The organism is Limnohabitans sp. TS-CS-82 (genome assembly GCF_002943475.1).
On sequence record NZ_PTQX01000005.1, the window covers coordinates 83,106 to 109,635 of the forward strand.

Annotated in this window: 23 protein-coding genes; 14 read left to right on the top strand and 9 right to left on the bottom strand. The window is 58.1% G+C overall.

The window, feature by feature from the left end; translation table 11 throughout:
- Positions 1–23: 23 nt before the first annotated feature.
- Genes C5F52_RS12290 through C5F52_RS12300 form a run of 3 tightly spaced genes read right to left on the bottom strand, consistent with a single transcriptional unit; the run spans position 24 to position 1,993 of the window.
- A complete protein-coding gene (locus C5F52_RS12290) occupies positions 24–437 on the bottom strand; it encodes a biopolymer transporter ExbD (RefSeq protein ID WP_104798658.1) in 414 nt (137 codons plus the stop codon).
- Positions 438–452: 15 nt separating this feature from the next.
- Positions 453–1,307, bottom strand: a complete 855-nt coding sequence (locus C5F52_RS12295) for a MotA/TolQ/ExbB proton channel family protein (RefSeq protein ID WP_104798659.1) — start codon at positions 1,305–1,307, stop codon at positions 453–455.
- A 56-nt stretch (positions 1,308–1,363) separates the two neighbouring features.
- Entirely contained in the window at positions 1,364–1,993 is a 630-nt protein-coding gene (locus C5F52_RS12300; protein ID WP_104798660.1) for an energy transducer TonB, read from the bottom strand.
- A 417-nt stretch (positions 1,994–2,410) separates the two neighbouring features.
- Here C5F52_RS12300 and C5F52_RS12305 point away from each other — a divergent pair, with 417 nt between their 5' ends.
- The 4 genes from C5F52_RS12305 to C5F52_RS12320 all read left to right on the top strand — a co-directional run bounded on the left by C5F52_RS12305 (position 2,411) and on the right by C5F52_RS12320 (position 9,016).
- Positions 2,411–4,636 (top strand): TonB-dependent receptor domain-containing protein, encoded by a 2,226-nt coding sequence (locus C5F52_RS12305; RefSeq protein ID WP_104798661.1) that lies wholly within the window; start codon positions 2,411–2,413, stop codon positions 4,634–4,636.
- Positions 4,637–4,744: 108 nt separating this feature from the next.
- Positions 4,745–6,679, top strand: a complete 1,935-nt coding sequence (locus tag C5F52_RS12310) for an alpha-amylase family glycosyl hydrolase (protein WP_104798662.1) — start codon at positions 4,745–4,747, stop codon at positions 6,677–6,679.
- A 68-nt stretch (positions 6,680–6,747) separates the two neighbouring features.
- Positions 6,748–8,004, top strand: coding sequence for an MFS transporter (locus tag C5F52_RS12315; RefSeq protein WP_236657847.1), 1,257 nt, complete (start codon positions 6,748–6,750; stop codon positions 8,002–8,004).
- 1 nt (position 8,005) lies between these two features.
- On the top strand, positions 8,006–9,016 hold the full coding sequence (locus tag C5F52_RS12320) for a carbohydrate kinase (protein ID WP_104798664.1): 1,011 nt from the start codon (positions 8,006–8,008) through the stop codon (positions 9,014–9,016).
- On the opposite strand, the gene C5F52_RS12325 is transcribed toward C5F52_RS12320, so the two are convergent.
- From C5F52_RS12325 to C5F52_RS12340, 4 genes are all read right to left on the bottom strand, one after another.
- Positions 9,013–10,002, bottom strand: coding sequence for a PfkB family carbohydrate kinase (locus C5F52_RS12325; RefSeq protein WP_146100078.1), 990 nt, complete (start codon positions 10,000–10,002; stop codon positions 9,013–9,015). The two genes, C5F52_RS12320 and C5F52_RS12325, sit on opposite strands and share 4 nt — an antisense overlap.
- Entirely contained in the window at positions 9,999–10,790 is a 792-nt protein-coding gene (locus C5F52_RS12330) for an ATP-binding cassette domain-containing protein (RefSeq protein ID WP_104798666.1), read from the bottom strand. Before C5F52_RS12330 ends, C5F52_RS12325 begins: the two co-directional genes overlap by 4 nt.
- A gap of 2 nt (positions 10,791–10,792) precedes the next feature.
- Positions 10,793–11,752: an ABC transporter permease gene (locus tag C5F52_RS12335; protein WP_104798667.1), complete on the bottom strand. Its 960-nt coding sequence runs from the start codon at positions 11,750–11,752 to the stop codon at positions 10,793–10,795.
- A gap of 103 nt (positions 11,753–11,855) precedes the next feature.
- Complete coding sequence (locus C5F52_RS12340) at positions 11,856–12,830, bottom strand: sugar ABC transporter substrate-binding protein (RefSeq protein ID WP_369806841.1); 975 nt, start codon at positions 12,828–12,830, stop codon at positions 11,856–11,858.
- 201 nt (positions 12,831–13,031) lie between these two features.
- Here C5F52_RS12340 and C5F52_RS12345 point away from each other — a divergent pair, with 201 nt between their 5' ends.
- Both C5F52_RS12345 and C5F52_RS12350 read left to right on the top strand, forming a co-directional pair.
- On the top strand, positions 13,032–13,472 hold the full coding sequence (locus tag C5F52_RS12345; protein WP_104798668.1) for an RbsD/FucU family protein: 441 nt from the start codon (positions 13,032–13,034) through the stop codon (positions 13,470–13,472).
- Positions 13,469–14,668, top strand: a complete 1,200-nt coding sequence (locus C5F52_RS12350; RefSeq protein ID WP_104798669.1) for an ROK family transcriptional regulator — start codon at positions 13,469–13,471, stop codon at positions 14,666–14,668. The genes C5F52_RS12345 and C5F52_RS12350 overlap by 4 nt, the downstream gene beginning before the upstream one ends.
- A gap of 1 nt (position 14,669) precedes the next feature.
- Here the strand turns inward: C5F52_RS12350 and C5F52_RS12355 are convergent, their stop codons facing one another.
- The gene (locus C5F52_RS12355) at positions 14,670–15,623 is read right to left on the bottom strand and encodes a delta(1)-pyrroline-2-carboxylate reductase family protein (RefSeq protein ID WP_104798670.1); all 954 of its coding nucleotides are present in this window, start codon (positions 15,621–15,623) and stop codon (positions 14,670–14,672) included.
- A 110-nt stretch (positions 15,624–15,733) separates the two neighbouring features.
- On the opposite strand from C5F52_RS12355, the gene C5F52_RS12360 reads away from it, so the two are divergent.
- Positions 15,734–16,663 (top strand): SMP-30/gluconolactonase/LRE family protein, encoded by a 930-nt coding sequence (locus tag C5F52_RS12360; protein ID WP_104798671.1) that lies wholly within the window; start codon positions 15,734–15,736, stop codon positions 16,661–16,663.
- Positions 16,664–16,694: 31 nt separating this feature from the next.
- On the opposite strand, the gene C5F52_RS12365 is transcribed toward C5F52_RS12360, so the two are convergent.
- Positions 16,695–17,843 carry a Fic family protein gene (locus tag C5F52_RS12365; RefSeq protein WP_104798672.1) on the bottom strand — a complete coding sequence of 383 codons (1,149 nt, stop codon included), beginning with the start codon at positions 17,841–17,843 and terminating at the stop codon, positions 16,695–16,697.
- A gap of 206 nt (positions 17,844–18,049) precedes the next feature.
- On the opposite strand from C5F52_RS12365, the gene C5F52_RS12370 reads away from it, so the two are divergent.
- From C5F52_RS12370 to C5F52_RS12400, 7 genes are all read left to right on the top strand, one after another.
- Positions 18,050–18,898 (top strand): SIS domain-containing protein, encoded by an 849-nt coding sequence (locus C5F52_RS12370; protein WP_104798766.1) that lies wholly within the window; start codon positions 18,050–18,052, stop codon positions 18,896–18,898.
- Positions 18,895–20,361: a glucose-6-phosphate dehydrogenase gene (gene zwf, locus C5F52_RS12375; protein ID WP_104798673.1), complete on the top strand. Its 1,467-nt coding sequence runs from the start codon at positions 18,895–18,897 to the stop codon at positions 20,359–20,361. The genes C5F52_RS12370 and zwf overlap by 4 nt, the downstream gene beginning before the upstream one ends.
- A complete protein-coding gene (gene pgl / locus C5F52_RS12380; RefSeq protein WP_104798674.1) occupies positions 20,361–21,179 on the top strand; it encodes a 6-phosphogluconolactonase in 819 nt (272 codons plus the stop codon). Before zwf ends, pgl begins: the two co-directional genes overlap by 1 nt.
- 14 nt (positions 21,180–21,193) lie before the next feature.
- A complete protein-coding gene (gene edd, locus C5F52_RS12385; RefSeq protein WP_201747010.1) occupies positions 21,194–23,020 on the top strand; it encodes a phosphogluconate dehydratase in 1,827 nt (608 codons plus the stop codon).
- 94 nt (positions 23,021–23,114) lie between these two features.
- Positions 23,115–23,756 (top strand): bifunctional 4-hydroxy-2-oxoglutarate aldolase/2-dehydro-3-deoxy-phosphogluconate aldolase, encoded by a 642-nt coding sequence (gene eda / locus C5F52_RS12390; protein WP_104798676.1) that lies wholly within the window; start codon positions 23,115–23,117, stop codon positions 23,754–23,756.
- An 84-nt stretch (positions 23,757–23,840) separates the two neighbouring features.
- Positions 23,841–25,448: a glucose-6-phosphate isomerase gene (gene pgi, locus C5F52_RS12395; RefSeq protein WP_104798677.1), complete on the top strand. Its 1,608-nt coding sequence runs from the start codon at positions 23,841–23,843 to the stop codon at positions 25,446–25,448.
- A gap of 3 nt (positions 25,449–25,451) precedes the next feature.
- Complete coding sequence (locus tag C5F52_RS12400; RefSeq protein WP_104798678.1) at positions 25,452–26,462, top strand: glucokinase; 1,011 nt, start codon at positions 25,452–25,454, stop codon at positions 26,460–26,462.
- Positions 26,463–26,530: the final 68 nt, after the last annotated feature.

Below are 26,530 nucleotides of genomic sequence, written 5' to 3' on the forward strand. Positions count from 1 at the left end.
TTTCTCTCCTGATTCAGCGTGGATCAATTGGGCTCAGTGATGAAACCAACTTTGGTAATGCCTGCGCGTTGAACGGCGTACATCACGCGACCAACAGCTTCAAAATCGCTTTTCGCGTCGCCACGAATTTGCACTTCCGGCTGCGGTTCTTTGGCCGCAAACGTCTTCATGCGTGCGACCAAATCTGTCGAATTCTTCACCGGTGTGTCGTACAGAAAAATGCTTCCTGCCGCGTTCACCGAAATGATCACGTTCTCTGGTTTGGTCTCGCGGATCAGGTTTTTCTCTTTAGGAAGATCGACCTTCACCGACGTGGTGACCACCGGAATCGTGATCAAGAAAATGATCAACAACACCAACATCACATCGACCAACGGGGTGGTGTTGATCGTGCCGATGATCTCGTCATCGGCGTCCCCTCCAACGTTCATCGCCATGATGATGACTCCTGTTTACTTGTTGTTGGCCAAGAGCACGGAATGCAAGTCTGAACCGAAAGCATTGATGTCTTCCATGGCTGACTTGTTACGACGCACCAACCAGTTGTAGCCCAACACGGCAGGCACAGCCACGGCCAAACCAATGGCGGTCATGATCAAAGACTCGCCCACAGGGCCCGCCACTTTGTCGATCGAGGCTTGACCCGACATGCCGATCTTGACCAAGGCGTTGTAAATACCCCAAACGGTACCGAACAAACCCACGAATGGACCGGTCGAACCCACGGTGGCCAACACAGCCAAACCGTCTTGCATGCGGCTTTGCACGTTGTTGATCGCACGTTGGATGCTCATGGTCACCCAGTCGTTGAAGTTGATGGCGCCCAACATGCCCGTGTGCTTGCTCGCACCTTCCAAGCCTTTTTCAGCAATGAAGCGGAATGGGCTGGCTTCGTCCAACGCATCGGTGCCTTGACGCACGTTTTCGGCGGACCAGAATTTGTCTTGGGCTTGCTTGGCAAAGCGTGACACTTTGTTTTGTTCAAAGAACTTGGTGATCAACACGTACCAGCTGCCCATGCTCATCAACACCAAGATCAGCAAGGTGCCTTTGGCCACGATGTCGCCTTGATTCCACAAGGCTTTCAGGCCATAAGGGTTTTCTTCGCCAGCATGCGGGTCTGCGGCGGCAGGTGCGGCAGCAATCGGCGCTGCAATGGCAGCAGAAGCTTGTGGCGCAGCCTCAACCACGGCAGGCGCGGCGGCAGCTTCTTTGGGTTTAGCCGCTTGTGCGTGGCCAACCAAGCCAAACAACAACGTGGCAGCCAAGCCTGCGCTGAGCGCAAAAGTTTTGAAATGTTTAATCATGATGAAGGGACTCCTTGAGGAAAATTCGGTGTGTGTTTTGACGGTTTAAACAGCGCTTATTCCAAGCGCCATGTGTATTTCATGCTGGCCCAGCTTTGCTCGGGCTTGCCATTGATCGTGCCTGGCTTGAACTGACAACGCGACAAGGCAGATCGTGCGGCTTCATCCAATCGGGTGAAGCCTGAGCTCTTTTCGACCTGCGATTCAAGCACATTGCCCTCGGGGCCGATCAAGAAACGAAGCTGGACGGTGCCCTCTTCTTCGTTACGCCTTGACGCGCTGGGGTACTCAGGCTTTTGACAGTTGGCAGCGGCATTGATGATAGGCGCTGTTCTAACCGCAACAGCCGGTGCAGGAGGCACCACAGGTGCTGGCGGTGCAGGTGTGGCAGAAACAGAAGCGATGGCATTGACACCTGCCGTCGCAGTGGTAGGCACATCAACCGGCGGCACGTAGGCAGGCGGCGGCGGTGCGCTCTTTGGCGGCGGAGGGGGTGGCGGCGGCGGAATGTCGGGCTTGGCATCCTCAATCAACTGAGCCTCAACAGGCCCCTTGATCACTTTGACGAACTTCTTGGCCAAGCCAGAGCTGATCGCCCAAAACACGAGGATGTGCAACAAAACCACCAGACCCAACCCAAGCATGTGCTTACCGGGGTTGCGTTGTTGACTGGCGTAGTCTTTCATGTGTGTGTGGCTCCTGGTTATCTTTTGAAGCAAAAATCAAAAACTATCTTTGCAATCGTTTGCAATTCTATGCAAGACACACAAACATCAAACCGGTGAAAACCCTAGGTTGTGAAAATTATTGAAATCGAATTTACAAGCATCCATGTTGCAAGTCACACACATTAGGGAAAGTCCTAGTTTTTGAAAAAAGTCTATATTTCATAAGCCCTGCAGAAGATCTTGAACATCATTTCCGAAGAATTGGAGCCTAGAAATTCAAGAAAAATTGCAACACAAATTGCAAACGTTTGCAAAGTCGTTAAAAATCCACGCACTCATTGCAATGCATCCAAGGCAGGACAAAGAGTCAAAACCGAAGACAGACCCTAAATTCAATGGGTTTTTCATTTTTAAAACTTGTATCTGGAGACGTTTGTGAAAAAAACACAAAACAAAATCAATCCAAAAACGATTGCAGTGGCAGCTTCTTTGGCCGCCTTGCAAATTGGTGCGGTGTATGCACAAAACTTGAACCTCGACGAAGTCGTGGTGACAGCCTCGCCAACGGGCCGCACGAAGATGAAGTCAAGTGACTCCGTCACTTCCGTTGGCGAAGAAGCCATCATGCGCAGTGGCGCCACAAGTGCAGCTGAAATTTTGCGCTCGGTCCCTGGCATTCGCGCAGAGTCATCAGGCGGTGAAGGCAACGCCAACATCACCGTCCGTGGCGCACCTGTGTCCGCAGGCGGTAGCCGCTACGTCCAGATGCAAGAAGACGGCTTGCCCATCTTGCTGTTTGGTGACATCGCATTTGGTACACCTGACCAATTCATGCGCACCGACTTCACCACAGACCGCGTTGAAGTGGTTCGTGGCGGTAGCGCATCAACTTTGGCTAGCAACGCCCCTGGCGCCATCATCAACTTTGTGAGCAAAAACGGTCGCGATGTCGGCAATGCCGTCGGTTTCACCACCGGTCTGGGTTCACGCTTGAACCGTTACGACTTCAACTTTGGCAGCGCTATCAACAGCGACACCTACTTCAACATTGGTGGCTTCACACGCCAAGGCGAAGGTGGCCCTTACAAGACTGGTTTCAACTCACAAGACGGCGGTCAGCTCAAAGCCAGCATCACCAAAGAATTTGACAAAGGCAGCTACGTTCGCCTGAACTTCAAAAACTTGGATGACAAAACGCCCACCATCTTGCCAGTGCCAACGCGCCTCTCCAACGGCAAGATCCAAACATTGCCAGGTGTTGACCCACGTACCGCGTTCTTCATCAATCCGAACATGACGCGTGACACCACCATTGATCGCAATGGCAATCAAGTCACCACCAACCCCGCAGATGGTCTGCACGTGACAAGCCGCTCCATCGGTTTGGAAGCCAAGTTCAATTTGGACGGCGGCTGGACCGTTGAAGAAAGAATGCGTAAGAGCGCCAATGGCGGTCGCTTTGTCGGCATGTTCCCCGCAGACAACGGCGGTGGCACGAGCAGCTTTACAGGCACCATGTTCAACACATCGTTGGACAACATGGACAACATGTTCAACGACTTGAAAGCATCTAAAGCGTTCGACATGAACGGTGGTAAGTCCGTGTTCACTGGTGGTTTGTTCACCGGCTCGCAAAACTTGGCGCAAACATGGTTCTGGAACCAATACACCGTTGGCACCAACGGCTCTTGGTCTGCGCCTACATCCAGCGGCTGGAATACATGGGGCGGTTGCTGCTCGCGCACTTATGACGTCAAGTACAACGTGACGGCACCTTATGCTGCACTGAGCTGGGAAAAAGACAAGTTGACTGTTGAAGGTAGCGTCCGTCATAACGAGATGTCTGCCACAGGTCAGACCTTTAAAGGAACGACTCCTAGCAACGCAACGTCTTTGTCTTCAGCGACTTGGGACAGCGCTTCTGCAGACACTGTGAACTACAAGCAAAGCAAGATGTCTTACTCGGGCGGCGCTAACTACGCCCTGACAAAAGACACCGCGATTTACGGTCGCATCAGCGATGGTTACAACTTCGCGGCAGATCGCTTGATGTACGGCACTGCCGGTGCCTTGAATGGCAGCAAGCCAATTTCCTTTAACCGCCTGCAACAGCAGGAATTGGGTGTGAAGCACCGTGAAGGCAACTTGAGCTTGTTTGGTACGTTCTTCATTGCCAAGACCGATGAGTCGAACTATGAAGCGACCACGCAAAAGTTCACCACCAATGGCTACAAGGCACAAGGTTTCGAACTGGAAGCTGGCTACCGCTCTGGCGCATTCCGCATGAACGCTGGCGCGACCATCACCGACGCAAAAATCAAGAGCTCTTTGACTGCTGCTGAAATTGGTAAAAAGCCACGCCGCCAAGCTGATGTGGTGTACGCCTTGTCACCCTCTTACCGCACAGGTGACTTGGAGTACGGCGCAGCATTCATTGGTTCCACAAAGTCATACGGTGATGACGCTAACACCATCACCATGGACGGCTATGTGATAACTAACTTGTTCGCAAACTACCGCATCAACAAGCAAGCATCTGCCATCGTGAGCGTGAACAACGCTTTCAACAAAATGGCATTCACAGAAGTTGAAGGTGACGGCCACGCCGCTCGCGCTTTGGCAGGTCGCAGCGCCAAGGCAACTCTGAAATACGAGTTCTAAAACTCGGTTAACACCCAAATCGCAAATGCGATTTGGGTGTTTGTATTTAAAGAAACTCAGCGCCGAACTCACAAGGTTCGGCGCCTCTCTTACTGAACTGTGAACACTATGTCTGTGATTGAAGATCGCCCCGCTCTCGTCGGAGAGGCCCATCTTCCCGCTGTTTTGAATGATTTGCTCGCGCACGCCGATGCAGATCGTGCAGACGTGCTGCGCGCGCGTTTAAACCAAGAATTACCCCGACTGCGCGACCGACTGTCGCGCCTTTACAGCTGCACCCCTGATTACGCACAGTGGTTGGACCAAGTGTTGGTTCAAACCGTGCAAACTGCCCTCAACCGCCCTGCGGATTTGTGGGCACTCGACCTGCAACGCGAAGCCAATCCAAACTGGCATTTGCAAGGCATGCTGGGCTACTGCACTTACACCGATAAGTTTGCAGGCAATTTGGCGGGGGTGCGTCAGCGCATCCCTCACTTGCAAGAGTTGGGCGTGACCTACTTGCACCTGCTGCCCTTTTTAAAACCAGGCACACCGCCCAACGATGGTGGTTTTGCCGTGGCCAGCTACGACGAGGTCGATCCGCAGTTGGGCACATTGGCTGACTTGCAACAACTCACCCGCGAACTGCGCACCGCTGGCATCAGCTTGTGCAGCGATTTCGTGCTGAACCATGTCTCGCATGAACATGAATGGGCCATGCAAGCGCGTGCTGGCAGCGCCCACCACCAATCGTTTTTTCATTGGGTCAAGTCGCAAGCGCAAATCGCTGCGTACGAGAAAAACTTGGTTCAGATTTTCCCGAACACTGCTCCCGGCAATTTCACCTTTGTGCCCGAAGTGAACGCTTGGACTTGGACCACGTTCTACCCTTATCAGTGGGATTTGAACTACGCCCAACCGGTCGTTTTTTCAGAAATGGCCAAGTCTTTACTGCAACTGGCCAACCACGGCGTGGAAGCTTTCCGCTTGGACTCAACGGGTTTTCTCTGGAAGCGCGAGGGCACCAACTGCATGAACCAACCCGAGGTGCATTGGTTGTTGCAAGCCTTACGCTGCCTCACCAACATCGCGGCTCCGGGCACCTTGCTCAAAGCCGAGGCCATCATGCCCACGCAAGATTTGCCGCCGTACTTTGGTCTGGGTGACACGCAAGGCCCAGAGTGCCATGTGGCCTACCACTCCAGCTTGATGTCCGCCAGTTGGGTGGCCTTGGCCGAAGAGAACACACAGCTCATTCAAGACGTGTTGGCACACACCCCTGCCCTGCCCGAGGGCTGCGCTTGGATGACGTATGTGCGCTGCCACGACGACATTGGCTGGAATGTGTTGCGCCCTGAGTTGGACGCACGCGGTCCCGATCAACGCAGCAGATTGCTACACGCCTCGCAGTTTTTTGCAGGGCAAATTGAGGGCAGCTATGCACAAGGCGCAGCCTTCCAAGCCAGCGATAGCAACGCGGTGCATGGCACCAATGGCATGGCCGCAGCCTTGGTCGGATTGACATCCGCGCAAACGCCCGAAGAACAGCTGGCAGCCACCGCACGCTTGAACCTGTTGCAGTCGCTGTCCTTGTTTGTCGGTGGTTTGCCGCTGATTTACATGGGCGATGAATTGGGTCAAGGCAACACGTCTTCGGCGGAGCTGGCTGCACGTCAAGGCCCCGATGGGCGTGAATTGCATCGCCCTGTGTTCGATGAAGCTTTGTTTGCGCAACGACACGACAGTCACACCACGGCAGGCCGCATTTACACGGCGATGCGCGCCTTTGTGCGGGCCAAAAAACAGCATCCGGCTTTAAGCGCAGAGCACGCTTTGTGCTTGCTACAAAGCCCACATCCATCGGTGTTGCTGCTCAAACGAGGTGAACAAGCGTTGGGCCTGTTCAACTTCTCAGGCGCAAGCGTGACACTGAATCTGTCGTCATCTCTGCCCACAGGTTTACAAGTACCCACCCATGCATTGACGCAACACGTTGCGGACATGAACGCCTACACCTTGGCTCCCTATGCAGCGGATTGGCTCATCGCCCCTCGCTCATAAAAACGACGAAAAGACACACCATGACCTCAGGCCTCAAACCCAGACTCTCGTTCTGGCAAATCCTCAGCATGAACTTTGGATTCTTCGGCATCCAATACAGCTTTGGCTTGCAACAAGCCAACATGAGTCCGATTTACCAATACCTCGGAGCGGACGAGGCGAGCTTGCCTTTGCTGTGGCTGGCAGGTCCGATGACCGGCCTCTTGGTGCAGCCCATCATTGGCGCCATGAGCGACCGAACCATCAGCCGCTGGGGCCGACGCACGCCGTTCTTCATGGTGGGCGCCATTTTGTGCAGCATTTGCCTGTTGTTCATGCCCTACAGCCCCACGCTGTGGTTTGCCGCCAGCTTGCTGTGGATTTTGGATGCGGCCAACAACGTGACGATGGAGCCCTATCGCGCCTACGTCAGTGACCGCCTCAACCCAGACCAACACTCGCTGGGGTTTTTGACGCAAAGTGCCTTCACAGGACTGGCCCAAACCTTGGCCTACCTCACGCCCTCGCTGCTGTTTTGGTTTGGCCTCAACAAAGACGCGGTCAACGCCAGCAACATCCCACACATCACGGTCATTGCGTTTTTGATTGGCTCCGTGTTGTCGTTCACCACCGTGTGGTGGTCTGTCCATTCCACGCCTGAACTGCCCTTAAGCTTGAACGAACGCAACGCGATTTTGGCCAAACCGCGCGGCATGCAAGCCACCTTGACGGAAGTGCGCGATGCCATTCGCGAGATGCCGCAGGCCATGCGCCAGTTGTGGTGGATGAAGCTGTTTCAGTGGTACGGCATGATGTGCTACTGGATTTACATCGTGCCCTCTTTGGCGCGCTCCATGTTCAACACGACCGACGCCAGCGCACAAGGCTTTCGTGATGCAGGTTTGCTGAACGGCCAAATTGGCGGGTTTTACAACTTCATCGCCTTCCTCGCCGCCTTTGGTTTGATTCCACTGACGCGCCGATTTGGCCCCAAAGTGGTTCATGCGGTGTGCTTGAGCTTGGCGGGCTTGGGCATGTGGATGCTGCCCACCATCCAAGACCAAACTTGGTTGTTCGTTCCCATGGTTGGCGTGGGTTTGGCATGGGCCAGCATCATGGGCAACCCCTACATCATGTTGGCGAAAAGCATTCCGCCCGAGCGCGCTGGCGTGTACATGGGCATTTTCAACATGTTCATTGTGTTGCCCATGATCATTCAAATGCTGACCTTGCCGCTGTTCTTCAACAGCGTGTTAGGCGGCGACCCGCGTCACGTCATTCAGCTGGCGGGCTGCTTTTTGGCCATTGCTGCGGTGTTGACCTTGCGTGTGAAAACAGAAGACTGACATGACAGCGCCGACCTCTCTTCAACAGACAAACATTCGCGCAGCTATCGCAGGCGAAGCCTTGATCGATCTGATTGCCGACCCCAAGGACGGCAAATTCACGCCGTGCTTGGGCGGAGCTGTTTACAACTTGGCACGAGCCTTGTCGCGCCAAGGCGTGGGCACCATGTACCTGAACCCGTTTTCGTCAGACCGTTTGGGCCAAGACCTGAGCGCTCAAATGCGCGCCGATGGCGTGGTGTTGTCACAACCCGCGCCCATTCAAGCCGTGACCTCCTTGGCCGTGGTGAATGTGAATGCAGACGGTCACCCCAGCTATGCCTTTTATCGCGAAGGCGTGGCAGACCGCCAAGTCAGCGCGCAGCAGATGCAAGCCGATTGCGCACAACACAACGCATTGGATCTGGTGTGTTCGGGCGCATTGGCGCTGGACCCACGCGATCAAGCGTCTTATTTGCCTTGGCTGAAGGCGCAAAAGTCGCTGGGTCAATGCATCGTCATCGACGCCAATTTGCGCCCCTCTGTCATGCCCGATTTACACAGCTACCGCGCCTGCGTGTTGTCGTTCTTGGACGTGGCCGACATCATCAAAGTCAGCGATGAAGACTTGGCACATCTGCAGCTCGATGGCGACACGCACCTCGATCAAGCCAAGCACTTGCTCGCCAACAGCCAAGCCCAATTGCTGGCACTGACCTTGGGTGCTGAAGGGGCTTGGTTGCTCACCGCATCGGGCATCGCGGTGTTTGCCAAAGAACCAAATGAGTTAGCGGTGGTAGACACCGTGGGCGCTGGCGACAGCTTTTTAGCGGGCCTGCTGGCCGCGCTGGTCAACCTTGCACCAACGCAAAAAACAAAGCAGACGCTCAACACCTTGAGCGAAGCGCAAACACATCAACTGCTGCGACACGCGATTGCCAGTGCCAGCTTGTGTGTGCAACAACGCGGCTGCGTGCCACCGACATGGCAAGAAGCCGAGGCTTGGGCCGCAGCCCATCCATCGGTGGTTTAAAGCGTCACAGGGGTTGGAAGTGACGCAGCCAACTCAGCCGCTAACTCATCTGCATTAGGCGGCTGACACCCCTCCCGCGTGCAGTTGATGGCCGCAGCGATCAAGGCGCGTTCTAGGGTGTCGACCAAGCGTTCTTGCGCGCGCGTGAGGTCGTTGACGGTGTTGTGCAGCACCCAATCGGCCAAGCAATTGCCCCAAAAGGTGTCTCCTGCACCGACGGTGTCGACCACGTTCACCACGGGTGCAGCCGCTTGATCGCGGTCAGGACCGACTTGCAAATACGCGCCCTGCCCGCCAAAGGTCAAGGCCACGCGTGAGCAGCCTTGCTGCATCCACTGCGCAGCCAAGGCCGAGGCGTTGGCAAAGCGCACATCGTTGAAACCCAAAAGCTCAAGGTCTTCATCGCTGGCTTTGAGCCAATCGGCCTGCGCCGCCACATCTCGCACGGCACTCAAGTAGGCAGGCACATCGGTGACCACGCGCGGACGCAAATTCACATCCACGCTGATGGTCCAACCCAGCTGTTTGGCCGCAGCGATGATTTGCAACACTTTGTGATGCTCGGGCGGCATGGCCATCAGCGAGCCGGTGTGCAACACACCCGGGGGCGAAGATTCGAGTAATGCCACCACATCGGCCACTTGGTAATCGCGGTCGGCAATGCCTTCTCGGTAAAAGCCATAACTGGGCTGCCCCTGCTTAACTTGCACCACCGCCAACGCCGTCGGCAAAGCCGAGCGTGGCAACAGACTGCGCGCTTTGTTGGTCACCAAATGATCGAGCAAGGATTGACCAAACACATCGATCGAGAAAGGGTTGATGAACCCCACATCCGCCCCTTGCAAGGCGGTGGCGCAGGCCAAGTTGTAAGGGCTGCCGCCCAACAAGGGTTGCAGCGAGCCGTCTGGCTGCGCCATGCAGTCCATCAAGGCTTCGCCCAGCACCCAAACCGGCGCGTGGGCTGTGGGTTGCGACGGGGCTGTCAAGCCAAGCACTCCAGCGGAATGTCTTCGGGCTTCATCGCCCCAGTCATCACCGCCACGGTGTCGCTCATGCTGATTTTCTTGGGGTTCAACACGGCGGCACGTTTGCCCAAGCGGGCCACATGAATGCGGTCTGCAATTTCAAACACATGGGGCATGTTGTGCGAGATCAGCACCACCGGCAGACCTTTGTCGCGCACGCGGCGAATCAGCTCTAGCACCATGTTGCCTTCTTTCACACCCAGCGCGGCCGTGGGCTCATCCATGATGACCACATGCTGCGCAAACGCTGCCGCACGCGACACCGCCACGCATTGGCGCTGACCACCAGACAAGGTTTCCACCGCTTGTGTCATGGAGCGAATGCCCACCTTGAGGTCATTCATGCGCTCAATGCTTTGCGCCAACATTTTCTTTTTGTCGAGCATGCGCAGCACGTTGCCAGCAAAGCCTTCACGGCGAATTTCACGGCCCAAGAATAAGTTTTCGGCAATGCTCATTGCAGGTGCAACCGCCAAGTCTTGATACACCGTTTCTATGCCAGCGCGACGTGCGTCGATGGGCGATTTGAAATAAATGGGGTTGCCGTCCAAAGAGATCAACCCCTCATCGGGCACCGTGGCCCCCGACAAACATTTGATGAGCGAGGACTTGCCTGCGCCGTTGTCGCCAATGACGGCCAAAATTTCGCCCGCGCGCAACTCAAAGTCTGCGCCATCCAAAGCAGTCACTTGACCATAGCGTTTGACGAGGCCCTTGGCCTCCATCACGATTTTGTGTGTGTTGCTCATGATTAACGCGCTCCCTTGCGTGAGAGTTGATCCGTGGCCACAGCCAAGATCACCAAAATACCCGTGACCAAAATTTGGTAGACCGACGACACGCCCATCAGCGTGAGGCCGTTGCGGAACACACCCACAATCAGCGCGCCCACCAAGGTGCCCAACACAATGCCTCGGCCCCCAAACAAGCTGGTGCCGCCCAGCACCACGGCGGTGATGGCGTCTAAGTTTTCGGTTTGTCCGGCATTGGGGTCGCCAGCGCCGGTGCGGGCCACGCCCAACATCGCGGCCACGCCGTAACACAGGCCTGCCAACACATACACGCCCAGCAACACCTTCTCGGTCGGAATGCCGGTCAAGCGCGTGGCTTCAGGGCTGTTGCCCACGGCGTAGACATGGCGGCCAGCGGCGGTTTCGCGCAGCGCAAACCAAGTGAAGAGGTACAAGCCCAGCATCAACATCACACCGTAACTGACGGTAGCGCCGCTCAGCGTGAAGGTGTTGCCCAACCAGGTCATGCCGGGTGGAATGTCGGTGATGGTTTGTGAGCCCGAGTACAGCTGCGTGATTGCAAATGCGATGTTGAGCGTGCCCAAGGTCACGATGAAAGGCGGCAATTTGATGCGCGTCACCAACACGCCATTCAAGTAGCCAAATGCGGTGGTCACCAACAAGCCGCAGGCCATGGCCACGGGGGTGGAGAGGCCGAAGTCGGCTGCAAATTTGGTCATCACAATGCCGCCCAAGGCCATGACCATGCCACACGACAAGTCAATCCCCGCGGTCAAGATGATGAGGGTTTGGCCAATCGCAATGACGCCCACCACCATGACTTGCGCCAAGATCAGCGAGAAGTTTTGGGTGCTCAAAAAGCGGTCGCTTTGGCTGGCGAAAAACACGCAAGCCAACACCAGCGCGATCAAGGGACCCAGCGTGCCCAACGGGGGCAGCTTGTCTTTGAAGGAGTTCATACGATTTGCCTAAATTTTCGAAGATGAAAATAAAACCCAAGGGAGCACGCGGCCCCCTTGTTCAGCGTCTCATGACAACGTCACGAGACATGAGGCGAGTGCCTTACTTGTTGCCCCAGCACAAGTCTGTGCCAGTTTTGACGTCTTTGCTGTCCACGCCAGGCAAGGCCTTGGCGGCAATCAAGGTCACGCCTGTGTCGGTGTAACCGCTGACTTTTTTGCCTGTCTTGGCGTATTCCACGCCCGCTGCCACACCCATCGCAGCCATGCGTAAGGGGTATTGCTGAGAAGTCGCAGCAATCACGCCAGCGCCCACGTCTTTGATGCCAGCGCAGCCGCCGTCCACCGACACGATCAACACACCCTTTTCTTTGCCAGCGGCTTTGAGTGCGTTGTAAGCACCCGCAGCAGCAGGTTCGTTGATGGTGTAGACCACGTTGATGTCGGGGTTCTTTTGCAAGCAGTTTTCCATGCCGGTTTGGCCTTTGGCGCGGTCACCGAAGCTGTCGGCCATACACACCACTTCAGCAGGCTTGGCCAGCTCGTTGCTCTTGGCATCCAGAGATGTCAAACCGTAGCCTTGCAAGAAACCGTTGTGGCGCTGTGCGCCCACGGGGTGACCTGGGAACAAATCGAGGGTGGCGATGACGGGCTTTTTACCGCCCAATGCGGCCTTGGCGTATTGGCCAATGAACACACCGGCTTTGTAGTTGTCGGTGGCGAACAAGGCGTCCGTGGCGTTGGCGGGTTCGGTGGGGCTGTCCAAGGCGATGACCATCACGCCTTGTGCTTGCGCCTTCTTGATGGCGGGCACGATGGCTTTGGAATCGCTGGGGGTGATCAAAATGGTTTTGGCACCGGCGGCGATCATGTTTTCCATGGCGGTCACTTGGCCTGCGTTGTCGCCGTCGGCCTTGCCGGCCGCAGACAACACTTTTGCGCCCAATTTCTTAGCTTCAGCTTGTGCGCCCTCTTTCATCTTGACGAAGAAAGGGTTGGTCTCGGTTTTGGTGATCAAGCCGATCACGGGTTCAGCGGCGTAGGCGCTGGTCGCAGCCAGCACAACAGCGGACAGCATCAGTTTGGGGGCAATTGATTTCATGGAGTCTCCAGATGGTTTGTTGGACATCGCCAGCGCTTTTTGCGCCGCGGTGTAACTGTAAAACAAGTCGACTAACTAAATCAACTTGGTTTAGTTAGTACATTCCCTAAGGTCTTGCGATCCAAAATGCAGGCATGCTCTCAGCTCTGTCAAAAATAACAATTTAAGGAATAAAACGTGCTCAAAGGCATCGACCCCATCCTCACCCCAGAACTGCTGATGCACCTGTGCGCCATGGGCCACGGCGAATGGGTGGCCGTGGTGGACGCCAACTTCACGGCCGACTTTTTGGCCCACGGAAAACCCGTGGTGCGCCTGCCCGGCTTGAGCTTGGCGCGCGTCAGCCAAGCCGTGCTGTCGGTATTTCCGCTGGCCGCAGACGTGGCCCGACCCGCTGCGTACATGCAGGTGTGCCACAGCGCCGCCCACCACCGCACAGCGGCGCAACAAGACGTTGTGGATTTGGTGGCCCAAGCAGGTTTGAGCGAGGCGCAAGTAGAAGCCGTCGAGCGCTATGCGTTTTACGAAAAAATCAAAGGCGCCAGTTTGATCGTGCAAACCGGCGAAGGCACAGCCTACGGCAACGCGATGTTTTGCAAAGGCGTGATCTTGTTATGAAAACCATGCGTGGGTCTAACCACACGGGCATGCGCCAATTCAATGAGCGCACGGTGCTGCGCGCCATTCGGCATGCAGGCGCCATTCCCAAAGCCGACTTGGCGCGGCTCACGCAACTGTCGACCCAAACGGTGTCGATCATCGTCAACCGTTTGCTCGACGATGGGCTGCTGCTCAAGCAAGACCGCATTCGCGGCAAGATGGGCCAGCCCTCAGTGCCGTTGTCCATCAACCCAGACGGTGCGTACAGCATTGGCCTGCAAGTGGGCCGCCGCAGCTTGGAAGTGGTGGTCACCGACTTCGTGGGACAAATGCGGCACCAGTGGCAGCAAAGCTACGCCTACCCCTCACCCACCGAGGTGCTGCCCAAAATCAAAGAAGGTTTGAAGCTCATGCAACGGCGCATGGGCGCTGACGCGTGGTCGCGCACCGTGGGCATTGGCTTGAGTGCGCCACTGGCCATGCACCAATGGGGCGACTTGATGGGCCCCGAGGCAGGCAAAGCCATGGTCGATTGGGAGCACCTCGACTTGGTGCAAGAAGTGCAAGCCATGTCACCCCTGCCCGTGGAATTTGCCAAAGACACCACGGCGGCCTGTGTGGCTGAGTTGGTACAAGGCCTGGGCCGCGATGTGCCCAACTTTTTGTATGTGTATGTGGGCACCTTCGTCGGCGGCGGCTTGGTGATGGACGGGCACATCGTCAACGGGCCGCGTGGCAACGCGGGCGCCATCGGCTCATTGCCCATGCCACGCGGCGATGGCCTCAAACATCCGCAATTGCTAGAGCGCGCCTCGGGCTGGCAGCTCGAACAAACCTTGATGGCCGCAGGCCACGACCCGCTGCTGGTGCAACAAGACCGCATCATGGACGCCGCTTATGAAACTTGGACCCAGCCTTGGCTCACCCAAGCCGCCCAAGCACTGGCCATGACCGTGACCAGTGCCGCTGCCCTGCTCGACCTCGATGCCGTGGTGATTGATGGCTCACTCAACCCGCTGCTCATGCAAGCCTTGATCGCCCAAACACAGCAGCACTTGGCCGACTTCAGCTTTGACGGCATTCTTCATCAGCCCCAAATTTTGGCGGGCCGTGTGGGCAGCCACGCTCGCGCTTTGGGTGGCTCGCTGCTGCCCCTGCATGCGCAATTCTTTCCTGACAAAGATATTTTCTTGAAGCAAGACAACGCGGTTTGATCTAACTGGGCTTGTGCGCGGCCACACACCGTGCGGCCGCCAAGTCCCAGCCGCCCCAGCCACAACTCTTGAAAAATACTGGCCCTGTGCGCGCTGCATGGCGCTGGGCCGCGGCTTGCCACATCGGTGTCTGGCACACCACATCACTCAACGTGGGCCATGCCGCCACATCCAGCCCCGCTTGCAAGAAATCGCCCGCTTCATGGTCTGCATCGCGGGTGTCCACCACCAGCATGCCGGTGCTCGCCACATGCTGGCAAACGTCTGCCGACCACTCCACCATGCGTGGCGTGAACGCGCCCACGGCCGACACAAAGGCATCGTCTCGGGGGCGCGCCGTCATCACCACCTGCTGTGCGGGCGTGGTGGTGATCACCAGCGGGCACTCGGCCAAGGCCGCGTTGGGGTCGTCCACCCGACGCGCCTTCATCCCCAAACGCTCGGCATGGCCGACCAAGGCGTCCGCACTGGCGGCAGAGCGCGAGGCGATCCAAACTTCTTTCACGCCAAGACCTTCATGAAATGCTTCTAAGTGAGACAGGCCTTGCACACCCGCACCCACAATCAGCAACGGCCCCTCCTTGCGCGGGGCCAGCTTTTGCGCAGCCAACAAAGACACTGCCGCAGTGCGCCGCGCCGTGACCGTGGGGCCATCCATCAAGGCGACGCGTTGCCCCGTCGCCACATCAAACACGACGATGTCGCCTTGGATGGTGGGTAAGCCCTGTTGGGCGTTTTGGGCGATGAAGGTGATCAGCTTGGTCATCGCCACACGCGCGTCGGCCGCAGGCATGACGAACAAACTGCCGCCCCCCTGCAAGGGTTGAACCAGGCGAGCGGGCACATGAACGCTGGGGTCTTGCAGCAAGCGTTCGATTTCGCGGGTGAGCGCGGCATACGGCAGTGCATCGGCGGTTTGTTGTGGGCTTAGGGTGCGCGGTGTGAAGGCAGTCATGTCGCTAAGTTTAGGCTCGGCAGTCCGCGCTGCGGCGCTCAGGGATTGCCCGATTGCGGGTCTGCACACGGACACTACATTGGTCTTCATCATCGATAGAGGCCAACACCATGAAAATTCGAGAGCTCGCCACCGGTTTGCAATTTCCTGAAGGCCCCGTCGCCATGGACGATGGCTCTGTGTTGTTGGTCGAAATTGCCCGAGGCACCCTCACGCGGGTGACCGTCGATGGACAGGTTCACGTGGTGGCTGATTTAGGCGGGGGCCCCAACGGCGCGGCCATCGGCCCCGATGGCGCGGTATACATCTGCAACAACGGTGGCTTTGCATGGACGCGCGACCCCGGCAACTACTTGCGCCCCATTGGGCAAGCGCATGACTATTCAGGCGGTCGCATCGAGCGCGTCAACCTGCACACCGGCAAAGTTGAGCGGCTGTATGAACAAGTCGATGGCATCGGTTTGCGCGGCCCCAACGACCTCGTGTTCGATGCACACGGCGGCTTTTACTTCACCGACCTCGGCAAAGTGCGCGAACACGAGATGGACAGGGGTGGCCTTTTTTATGCGCAACCCAGTGGCTCTGGCATACACGCTGTGGCAAAGCCCGTGATGACGCCCAATGGCATTGCACTGTCGCCCGATGGCCAAACGCTTTATTACGCTGAAACCGAGGGCGCTCGGTTGTGGGCCTTCGATGTGACAGCCCCAGGCCAGCTTCGCAAAGACCCGTGGCCCTCCCCCCAAGGCGCACGCATGGTGGTCGCCTCGCCCGCGAACCATTGGCAAAGGTTCGATTCGATGGCGGTCGATGCCGAGGGCAATGTGTGCGTGGCGACGCTGATGCACGGCGGCATTTCAATCGTCAGCCCAGACGGCCAACACGTGCAGCATGTGCCTTTGCCAGACCCGTTCACCACCAACATCTGTTTTGGTGGGCCCAACCGGCGAACGGCCTACATCACCTTGTCTGCCACGGGGCGCTTGGTGGCCATTGACGATTGGCCTACGGCAGGACTTGCGCTGAATTACAACGCGTAGAAGACGCACCTTTGATCTGCACTCCGCTGGCTTATTGACTGAGCAATTGAATGTATCCCGCATAGCTGAAAGTGCGGTTCTTTTTTTGACCTGTCAGCTCGGTCAAAATGCCTAATTCTTCCAATAGCTTGATCGCTGTATTCGCCGTGGGAAACGTGGTCTGCACGGCCTCGCACACCCGATCCACCGACAGGCGTGGCATGGTGGGCAGCAGTTCAAACAAGCGGTAACTGACGGCATTGGCTTTGGGATGCGCCAATAAACGCCGACGGTCATTGGCAACCAAGCTGGCAAGTGCCACCACGGCGCGCTCTGACTGTGCGGCGGCGTTTTGCACCGCTTCCAGGAAAAACTGCACCCATCCCTCCCAATCACCGTCCGTGCGGATGGCCGACAAACGACGGTAATACTCCGACTGGTGTTGCTTGAGGTAGCCACTCAAGTACATCAACGGCTCCGGCAGCAACTGCCAATGCTCCAACAAAGAGGCAATCAACAAACGGCCAATACGGCCATTGCCATCGAGGTATGGGTGAATGGTTTCAAACTGCGCATGCACCAAAGCCACGCGCACCAAGGCGGGCAAATCTGTTTGCTCAGCATGAATAAAACGCTCCAGATCGGTCAACAACGCGGGCACTTGATCAGCAGGGGGCGGCACAAACACAGCATTGCCCGGCCGAGTGCCACCAATCCAGTTTTGCGACCTCCGAAGCTCACCCGGTTGTTTGCCTGAGCCGCGAGCGCCATCCAGCAAGCGACGATGCGCCTCACTGAGCAGCCGCACACTGATGGGCAAACCTTGCGGACTTCGCAACTGCGCTTGCACCCACTGAAACGCCTGCAAGTAGTTGGTCACCTCTTCCACGTCGTCGGTGTTGCTGATGGCAAGTCCGGCTTCGTCGTCAAACAAATCGACCAAAGTGGCCTGCGTGCCCTCGATTTGCGATGTCATCAATGCCTCTTGGCGAATGGCGCTGTAAAGCAACCAGTCCACAGACGGCACCAGTCCAGCAACCGCTGACAGGCGCTGCAAAGCCATGACCGCCGCATCATTGTGGGTGCGCCAAACGGCATCCGCCAGCACCGGCTCTGTGGGTGGAAGTGCATGCGGAATAAACGCACGCACGGGCTCACCCAAGGTTGTAGATACTGCATAAGTACCAGTGATGCGTGTCATAAATATATTTTTAAATACGGAGAAAAGATATTAAAGAAATCTTTAATACGAGTCAACCATTTTAAAGCTGGCTTTAATTTGATGGCGCATGACTTTCACACCCAAGATAGATGCTGCAGCCAGAAAAAGTAACCAAGTTACCTATTTATGAGGATTTACCCGTAACATCCTTGCATGCATCATGAAACTAAGTTACATTCATGCCCATGCTAGATCGCATCAAATCGACGCTCGCCTCTTTAGCCCCTGCCGAACAACGTGTGGGTAAGTTGCTGTTGAGCGACCCGCGCACGTTTGCGGGCTTGCCGGTGGTGGAGTTGGCCGAGCGCGCGCAGGTCAGCAAGCCCACGGTGGTGCGGTTTTGTCGCAGCGTGGGTTACGAAGGTCTGAGCGATTTCAAGCTCAAACTCGCAGGCAGTCTCAGCGAAGGCGTGCCCTTCATCCACCGCAACGTGGGCACAGCCGACACCACGGGCGATGTGTTGGTTAAGGTGATCGACAACACGGTGGCTGCGTTTTTGAAGTACCGCAACGACGCCTCTACCGCCGCCATCGACAAAGCGGTGGACGCCATCGCGCTGGCCCACGCGAACAAAAACCGCCTGGAGTTTTTTGGCGTCGGTAACTCCGGCATCGTGGCGCAAGACGCGCAACATAAATTTTTCAGGCTGGGTTTTCACACCATCGCGCACAGCGATGGGCATTTGCAAATCATGAGCGCCTCGTTGCTCGGCCCCGGCGATTGCTTGGTGGTCGTGTCCAACTCCGGGCGCACCCGTGACTTGCAAGACGCCTGTGAAATTGCCCGCAAAAACGGCGCGACCACCGTGGTCATCACCGCCTCGGGCTCGCCCTTGGCCAACGCCGGACACATTCACCTCGCGGCCGATCATCCCGAGAGTTACGAACGCTTTAGCCCCATGGTGTCGCGCTTGCTGCACCTGATGATCATCGACGTGTTGGCCACCTCGGTGGCGCTGCGCATTGGCAGTGCGCAGCTGCAGCCTTTGCTGCGCAACATGAAACAAAACCTCTTGAACAAACGTTACTCATGAACACGACCCCCATTGAAACAGGCGCACTCGACATCGTGATTTTTGGCGGTGCGGGCGACTTGTCGTTTCGCAAACTCTTGCCCGCGCTGTACATGGCGCATTTGCACAGCCGCCTCTCCCCTGAGACCCGCATCGTGGCGGTGGGGCGTCAGAGCTGGTCGCGCGAGGAGTACCTCGACTTCATCGACAAAAACTCGCCCCAGTTCATCGAAAAAAATGCCTTCACCCCTGCCGATTGGCAGCGCTTCATGGCCCGTTTGGTCTATGTGAGCCTCGACGTCACCGCTGCCAGCGACTACGCCAAACTCAAAGCCGTGTGCGACGCGCCGATGGTGCGCGTGTTTTATCTGGCCACAGCGCCCAGCCTGTTCACGCAAATTTGCGCCAACTTGTCGGCTGCCGGTTTGGTGGACGCACAGTCGCGCGTGGTGTTAGAAAAACCATTGGGCACCGACCTCGCCTCGGCCCGCGCCATCAACACCGATGTGGCCCGCTATTTTGACGAACAGCAGATTTACCGCATCGACCACTACCTCGGCAAAGAAACCGTGCAAAACCTGATGGTGCTGCGCTTTGGCAACGCCATTTTTGAGCCCCTGTGGCGCGCGCCCTACATCAAGAGCGTGCAAATCACCGTGGCCGAAAGCGTGGGCGTGGGCAGCCGCGCTGGCTTTTACGACGGCGCGGGCGCCATGCGCGACATGGTGCAAAACCACTTGTTGCAGCTGCTGTGCATCGTGGCCATGGAGCCACCGATCTCGTTGGGCGCTGACGATGTGCGCGACGAAAAACTCAAAGTTTTACGCTCGCTGCGCAAGATGGATTTGGCCGACATCAAGCGCGACACCGTGCGCGGCCAATACACCGCAGGCGCCTCGGAAGGTGCCGCCGTCAAAGGCTATTTGGAAGAAGACAACGTGCCTGCGGGCAGCCGCACCGAAACCTTTGTGGCCTTGCGCGCACAAATCAACAACGCGCGTTGGGCCAATGTGCCCTTCTTCTTGCGCACCGGCAAGCGCATGCAAAAGCGCCAGTCCGAAATCATCATCGAGTTCGCCGATCAGCCCTTCTCTATTTTTGGCACCACGGCGCACCACGAACCCAACCGCCTCATCATCAGCTTGCAGCCTGAAGAGTCGATTCAGTTGGAAATGATGGTCAAAGAGCCGGGCACAGGCATGTCGCTGCACCCCGTCAAACTCGGCCTCGATTTGCAGCAATCGTCGGACAAGCGCCGCGCCGAAGCGTACGAGCGTTTGTTGATGGACGTCATCAAAGGCCGCCTCACGCACTTCATGCGCCGCGACGAATTGGAAGCGGCATGGATGTGGGTCGAGCCCATCTTGGACGGCTGGCAAGCCTTGGACGACAAGCCTCGTAATTACTCAGCAGGCAGCTGGGGCCCCGCCGCCTCGTCGGCGCTGATGGCGCGCGAAGACTTGTCTTGGTTTGAGGAAGTCTGATGTCGGCTGCCCACGCCCTTCACACCACCGCACCTTTTTGGCAAGCGCAGCCGCTGCCCCAAGTGACGGTGCAGCAAGTCGCCGCAGACGCGCTCAATGCGCGTTTGGCCCAAGACATTGCACAACGCCTGAACGCCGCCATTGACGCACGCGGATTTGCCGTGCTCAGCGTGTCGGGCGGCAAATCGCCCATCGCCTTGTTTGAAGCCTTGCGCGTGCAAGCCATTGATTGGGCCAAGGTACGCGTGACCTTGGTGGACGAACGCTGTGTGCCCCACACCCACCCCGACAGCAACGCCCTGCTGGTGCAAACCCATTTGCTGCAAGGCTTGGCCGCGCAAGCGCGGTTGGTACCGATGGTGCGCACAGCCACCCACGACACGCACGAACGCAATGCAAGCGACGTACCCAACATCACCAACGTGCCGTTGTTATCGCCCGTGGTGCAAGCCAAAGTGGCTGGCATCGCCTTGGTGGCCGCAGGCATTGCCGATGTGTTGGTGCTGGGCATGGGCAACGATGGCCACACCGCCTCGCTGTTCCCCGACGCGCCCAATTTGCAAGACGCTTTAGACACCCGCAACACCCAAGCTTGCGTGGCGATTGAGCTGGCCCATCCGCCCGCCAACGCCCCGTATGCGCGGGTGACGCAAACCCTCGCGCACATCCTCAGTGCGCGTCACATCGTGCTGCCGCTCAGCGGCGCCGAGAAACACAACACCTTGCAACAGGCTTGGGGTCAGCGCGATCCGCGCTACCCCGTGTCTTACGTGTTGCACCAAACACAAACCCCCGTCGCACTTTGGCTGACCCCATGACCACACCTACCCCCATGCACGTCAACTTGCACGCCACCTTGGCGGCTGTCACCTCACGCATCGAACAACGCAGCGTGGCTTCACGCCAAGCCTATTTGGCCGTGCTGGCCAAAGCCAAAAAGCCCGGCCCCTACCGCGGCGGCATGGGTTGCGCCAACGCCGCCCACGCCTACGCGGCCATGCCCGCCAACGACAAGTTGGTGCTGCGCCAAGAACGCCAGCCCAACGTGGGCGTCATCACCGCCTACAACGACATGCTCTCGGCCCACCAGCCGTACGAGCACTACCCCGAAAAAATCCGTGCCGCCGCACGCGATGCCGGTGCCACCGCGCAAGTGGCGGGTGGCGTGCCCGCCATGTGCGACGGCGTCACCCAAGGCGAAGACGGCATGGAGTTGTCGCTGTTCTCGCGCGATGTGATCGCCTTGGCCACCGCCGTGGGTTTGTCGCACAACGTGTTTGACGCCGCCATGTTCTTGGGCGTGTGCGACAAGATCGTGCCTGGCTTGTTCATGGGCGCCTTGCAGTTTGGTCATTTGCCTGCGGTGTTTGTGCCCGCAGGCCCCATGACTTCGGGCTTGTCGAACGACGAAAAATCTAAAGTGCGTCAGCAATACGCGCAAGGCTTGGTCGACCGCGAAACTCTGCTCGAAGCCGAACAAGCGGCCTACCACGGCGCTGGCACCTGCACGTTTTATGGCACCGCCAACTCCAACCAAATGTTGATGGAGATCATGGGCCTGCACCTGCCCGGCTCGTCTTTTGTGAACCCAGGCACACCCTTGCGCGAAGCGCTCACCGTCGCCGCCGTGCAACGAGCCGTGGCGCTGTCGCAAGACAAAGAGACGGGCATGGGCTACCAAATCAACGCCAAAGTGGTGGTGAACGGCATCGTCGGTTTGCTGGCCACAGGCGGCTCGACCAACCACACCATGCACCTGATTGCCATGGCCCGCGCGGCAGGCTTGATCGTCAACTGGGACGACTTTTCTGAGCTCTCAGGCGTGGTGCCTTTGCTCGCCCGCGTTTACCCCAACGGCAGTGCCGATGTGAACCACTTCCAAGCCGCTGGCGGCATGGGCTACCTCATCAGCCAGCTGCTCGGTGCGGGCTTGTTGCACAACGATGTGCAAACCATCATGGGCCACGGCTTGCACCGCTACACCGTGGAGCCTTGGCTCAACGATGGTCAATTGGCTTGGCGCGATGTGCCTGCGCAATCCGCCGACGAGGCCGTGTTGCGCCCCTACACCCAGCCCTTCAGCGCCGATGGTGGCTTGCGTTTGATGCAAGGCAACTTGGGCCGTGCGGTGGTGAAAGTCTCGGCCGTGAAGCCTGAGCACCGCCAAGTGCGCGCCGCCGCCGTGGTGGTGACTGATCAAAAAGAACTGGCCCAACTCTTCAAAGACGGCCAGTTGGAACGCGACTTTGTGGCCGTGGTGCGCAACCAAGGCCCGCAAGCCAACGGCATGCCCGAGTTGCACAAGCTCACGCCCATCTTGGGCGTGTTGCAAGACAAAGGCTTCAAAGTGGCCTTGGTCACCGACGGCCGCATGTCGGGCGCGTCCGGCAAAGTGCCCGCCGCCATTCACCTCAGCCCCGAAGCCATGAACGGCGGCAACATTGCCAAAGTCCAAAACGGCGACATCATCAGCCTCGATTGCGATGCCCAAACCCTGACGCTCGAAGTCAGCGCTGCAGACTTGGCCACCCGCACCGCCGCCGCACCCGATGTGTCGGCTTACCAACGTGGCACAGGCCGCGACCTCTTTGCGCTGTTCCGCGACAACGCGGCGCATGCCGAAGACGGCGCATCGCCTTTGCTGGCGCACGTCGCTTAAAGCGTGGCATCAGCCGCTTTTTAAGCCAACCGCTCACCCACCATTTACCCATCAGCCAAGCGTTTCAAACGTTCAACTGCTTCGCATCAAAGTCATGACACACACCAACCCAGCTTTCAGCCGCCCCGCCTTCAACTCACGCGTGGTGCCGGTCATCGTCATCACCCACCCCGACCAAGCCGTGCCCATGGCACACGCGCTGCTCGAAGGTGGCGTGGATGTGATGGAAATCACCTTGCGCCATGCCGCAGGCCTGCCCGCGATTGAGCAAGTCGCCAAGCATGTGCCGCAGATGCATGTGGGCGCAGGCACCGTCACCCGCGCCGCAGAAATGGCACGCGTGCAAGCCGCAGGTGCCAGCTTTGCGCTCTCACCCGGCATGACCGACGCGTTGGTGCAGGCCGCCATAGATTGCAAGCTGCCCTTCATGCCCGGCGTGATGACGCCTGGTGAAGTGATGGCCGCACGCGACTACGGTTTTGGCGTGGTCAAACTCTTCCCCGCCGCACAAGCCGGTGGCTTGGCCATGCTCAAAGCCTTGGGCGGCCCTTTGGGCGACATGCGTTTTTGCCCCACCGGCGGCGTGTCGCTGGCCAACATGGGTGAGTTCTTGAAGCAACCCAACGTGGCCATGGTCGGCGGCTCATGGCTCACGCCCGTCGACGTGGTCGAGCGCGGCGACTGGGCCGAAATCACACGCTTGGCGCGTGAAGCCACAGCGGCAGCCAACGCCTGAACCCACCAGAATTAATTCAAGGCCGTTGAAGAACTTTCATCGGCCCGGCCTAAGAACCCCTCTTAATTTGACGAAAATTCACACATGACCACCTTCGTCCCGCCCCAACACCGCACGGCTTGGAAAGCCCTCCAAAGCCTGTCTGACAGCACGCTGCCGCATTTGCGCGACCTGCTGAAAACGCCACACCGCCACGAACAACTGCAAGCCAGTGGCGCAGGCATCACCATCGAGTACGAGCGTCAACGCGTCAACGAGGCTGTGCTGCAACAGCTGCTGGCCTTGGCCGATGAATCGCAAGTCATGCAACAAGCGCAAGCGATGTTTAAGGGCGAGCCCATCAACGCCACCGAACAGCGCGCCGTGTTGCATGTGGCCTTGCGTGGCAGCCATGTGCCCAACCCACCGTGGGGCCGTGAGATTTCCAAACAAGTGGCGCACGAACTGCACCGCGTGTGCACCTTCGCTGAAAAAGTGCGCGAAGGCCAAATGAAAGGCTATGGCGGCGAGTCCATCACCGACGTGGTGAACCTCGGCATTGGCGGCTCCGACCTCGGCCCGCGCATGACCACCGAAGCGCTCAGCCACTTGACCCGTGACAGCTTCAAAAACAAAGTGCGCGTGCACTACGTGTCCAACGTGGATGCGTGGAGCCTGTACACCACCCTCGCCCACCTCAACCCCGCACGCACCGCCTTTGTGGTGCAAAGCAAAACCTTCACCACGCAAGAAACCATGACCTTGGCAGCCTCGGCCAAGCGTTGGTTGAACGACGGCGGCTGCCCGTCCGATCAACTGCACCAGCATTTGGTGGCCGTGACCGCCAGCCCCAAACTCTCGGCGGCGCAGGGCTTTACCGCGGAGCACACCTTTGGTTTTTGGGATTGGGTGGGTGGCCGTTACTCCGTGTGGTCGGCCATTGGTTTGCCCTTGGCCATCTCGATTGGTGCTTTCGCGTTTCAAGACATGCTCTTGGGCGCACGCGCCATGGACGAGCACTTCATGACGGCGCCCAAAGAACAAAACCTGCCGCTGTTGATGGCCTTGTTGGGCGTGTGGAACCGCAACTTTTTAGGCGCCACCACGCACAACATCGCGCCTTACGCGTCGCCCTTGGGCAAGTTCGCCTCGTTCTTGCAGCAAATGGACATGGAGTCCAACGGCAAGCGCACCCACATCGATGGCAGCCCTGTCGAAGTGGGCACCTCGCCCGTGTTGTGGGGCGGGTTGGGCATCGACGGCCAACACGCTTACTTTCAGTTGATCCACCAAGGCCAGCATTTGGTGCCCATGGACTTCATTGGCCTGCGCACCGAGCGCAGCCCCCTGCCATTTGCGGCTGAACACCACCGCGTGGTGTTGCTCAACATGCAGGCCCAAGCGCAAGCCTTGGCGATGGGCCGCAGTTTGGAAGAAACCGTGCAAGAAATGCGCGACAGCGGCACCGACGAAGCCGAGGTGCAACGCTTGGCCCCGCACCGCAGCTACCCCGGCAACGTGCCCAGCACCACCATTTGGGTGGACGCACTGACCCCCCGCAGCATGGGCGCCTTGATGGCCTTGTACGAGCACAAAGTGTTCTGCCAAGCCGCCATTTGGGGCATTCACGCCTACGACCAATGGGGGGTGGAATTGGGCAAGAAGATGGCCAAAGACATTGAAGCCGCTGACGCCGAACGCCTGAAAGACTGATGCATGTTTGAGTCCCGCGACCCCGCCGTGAGCCACTGCGCGGCCTACCCCCGTTTGCTCGGTGACATCGGCGGTACCAATGCACGTTTTGGCTGGCAAGCCGCTGAGAACGGGCCCATCGACCATGTGCAAGTGTTGCCCTGCGCAGAGCATGCCTCGTTGCTAGAGGCGGCGCAAAGCTACTTGCGTGACCAGCAGTTGAGCGCCCCCCCCTGCGCCGCTTTCGGCATTGCCAACCCCGTCACAGGCGACCAAGTGGCCATGACCAACCACCACTGGAAGTTCTCGGTCACCGCGCTGCGTGAAGGCTTGGGCGTGTCGCGGTTCTTGTTGCTCAACGACTTCACCGCCTTGGCGTTGTCGCTGACGCAGTTGCCCGTGGGCAGCAAAGTGCAAGTGGGCGGCGGTCAAGCTGCGCTAGACGCGGCGATCGGCTTGATTGGCCCTGGCACCGGTTTGGGCGTGTCGGGCCTGTTCCCCGTGGGCTACCAAAACAAATGGATGCCCATCGCCGGTGAAGGCGGTCACGTCAGCTTGACCGCCACCACCGAGCATGAGTTTGCGGTCATCCAACAACTGCAAAAACGTTACGGCCATGTGTCGGCAGAGCGCGTCATCTCAGGCGCGGGTTTGGTCGATCTGTACCACGCGCTGTGCGATTTGAAAGATGGCCACGGCAGAGAAATCACCACCCCCGCCGAAGTACTAGAGCGCGCCCAAGAAGTCCCCACCTCCACCGCCAACGAAGCGCTCGACATGTTCTGCGGCTTCCTAGGCGCCGTCGCTGGCGATTTGGCCTTGACCTTGGGCGCACGCGGTGGCATCTACATTGGCGGCGGCATCGTGCCACGCTTGGGTGAACGCTTTGCATCCTCGCCCTTTCGCGAACGCTTTGAAGCCAAAGGCCGCTTTAAAAAATACCTGCAAGACGTGCCCACATGGGTCATCCACAGCCCTGTTTCGCCCGCCTTGCAAGGCGCCTCGCAAGCGCTGTCGCTCACGCAGTGGGTCTGACACGTTTCTTCAGCTGAGGGCTCACAAGGCCTGACGCACTTTTTCACTCCTCACACCATCGAGCCTCG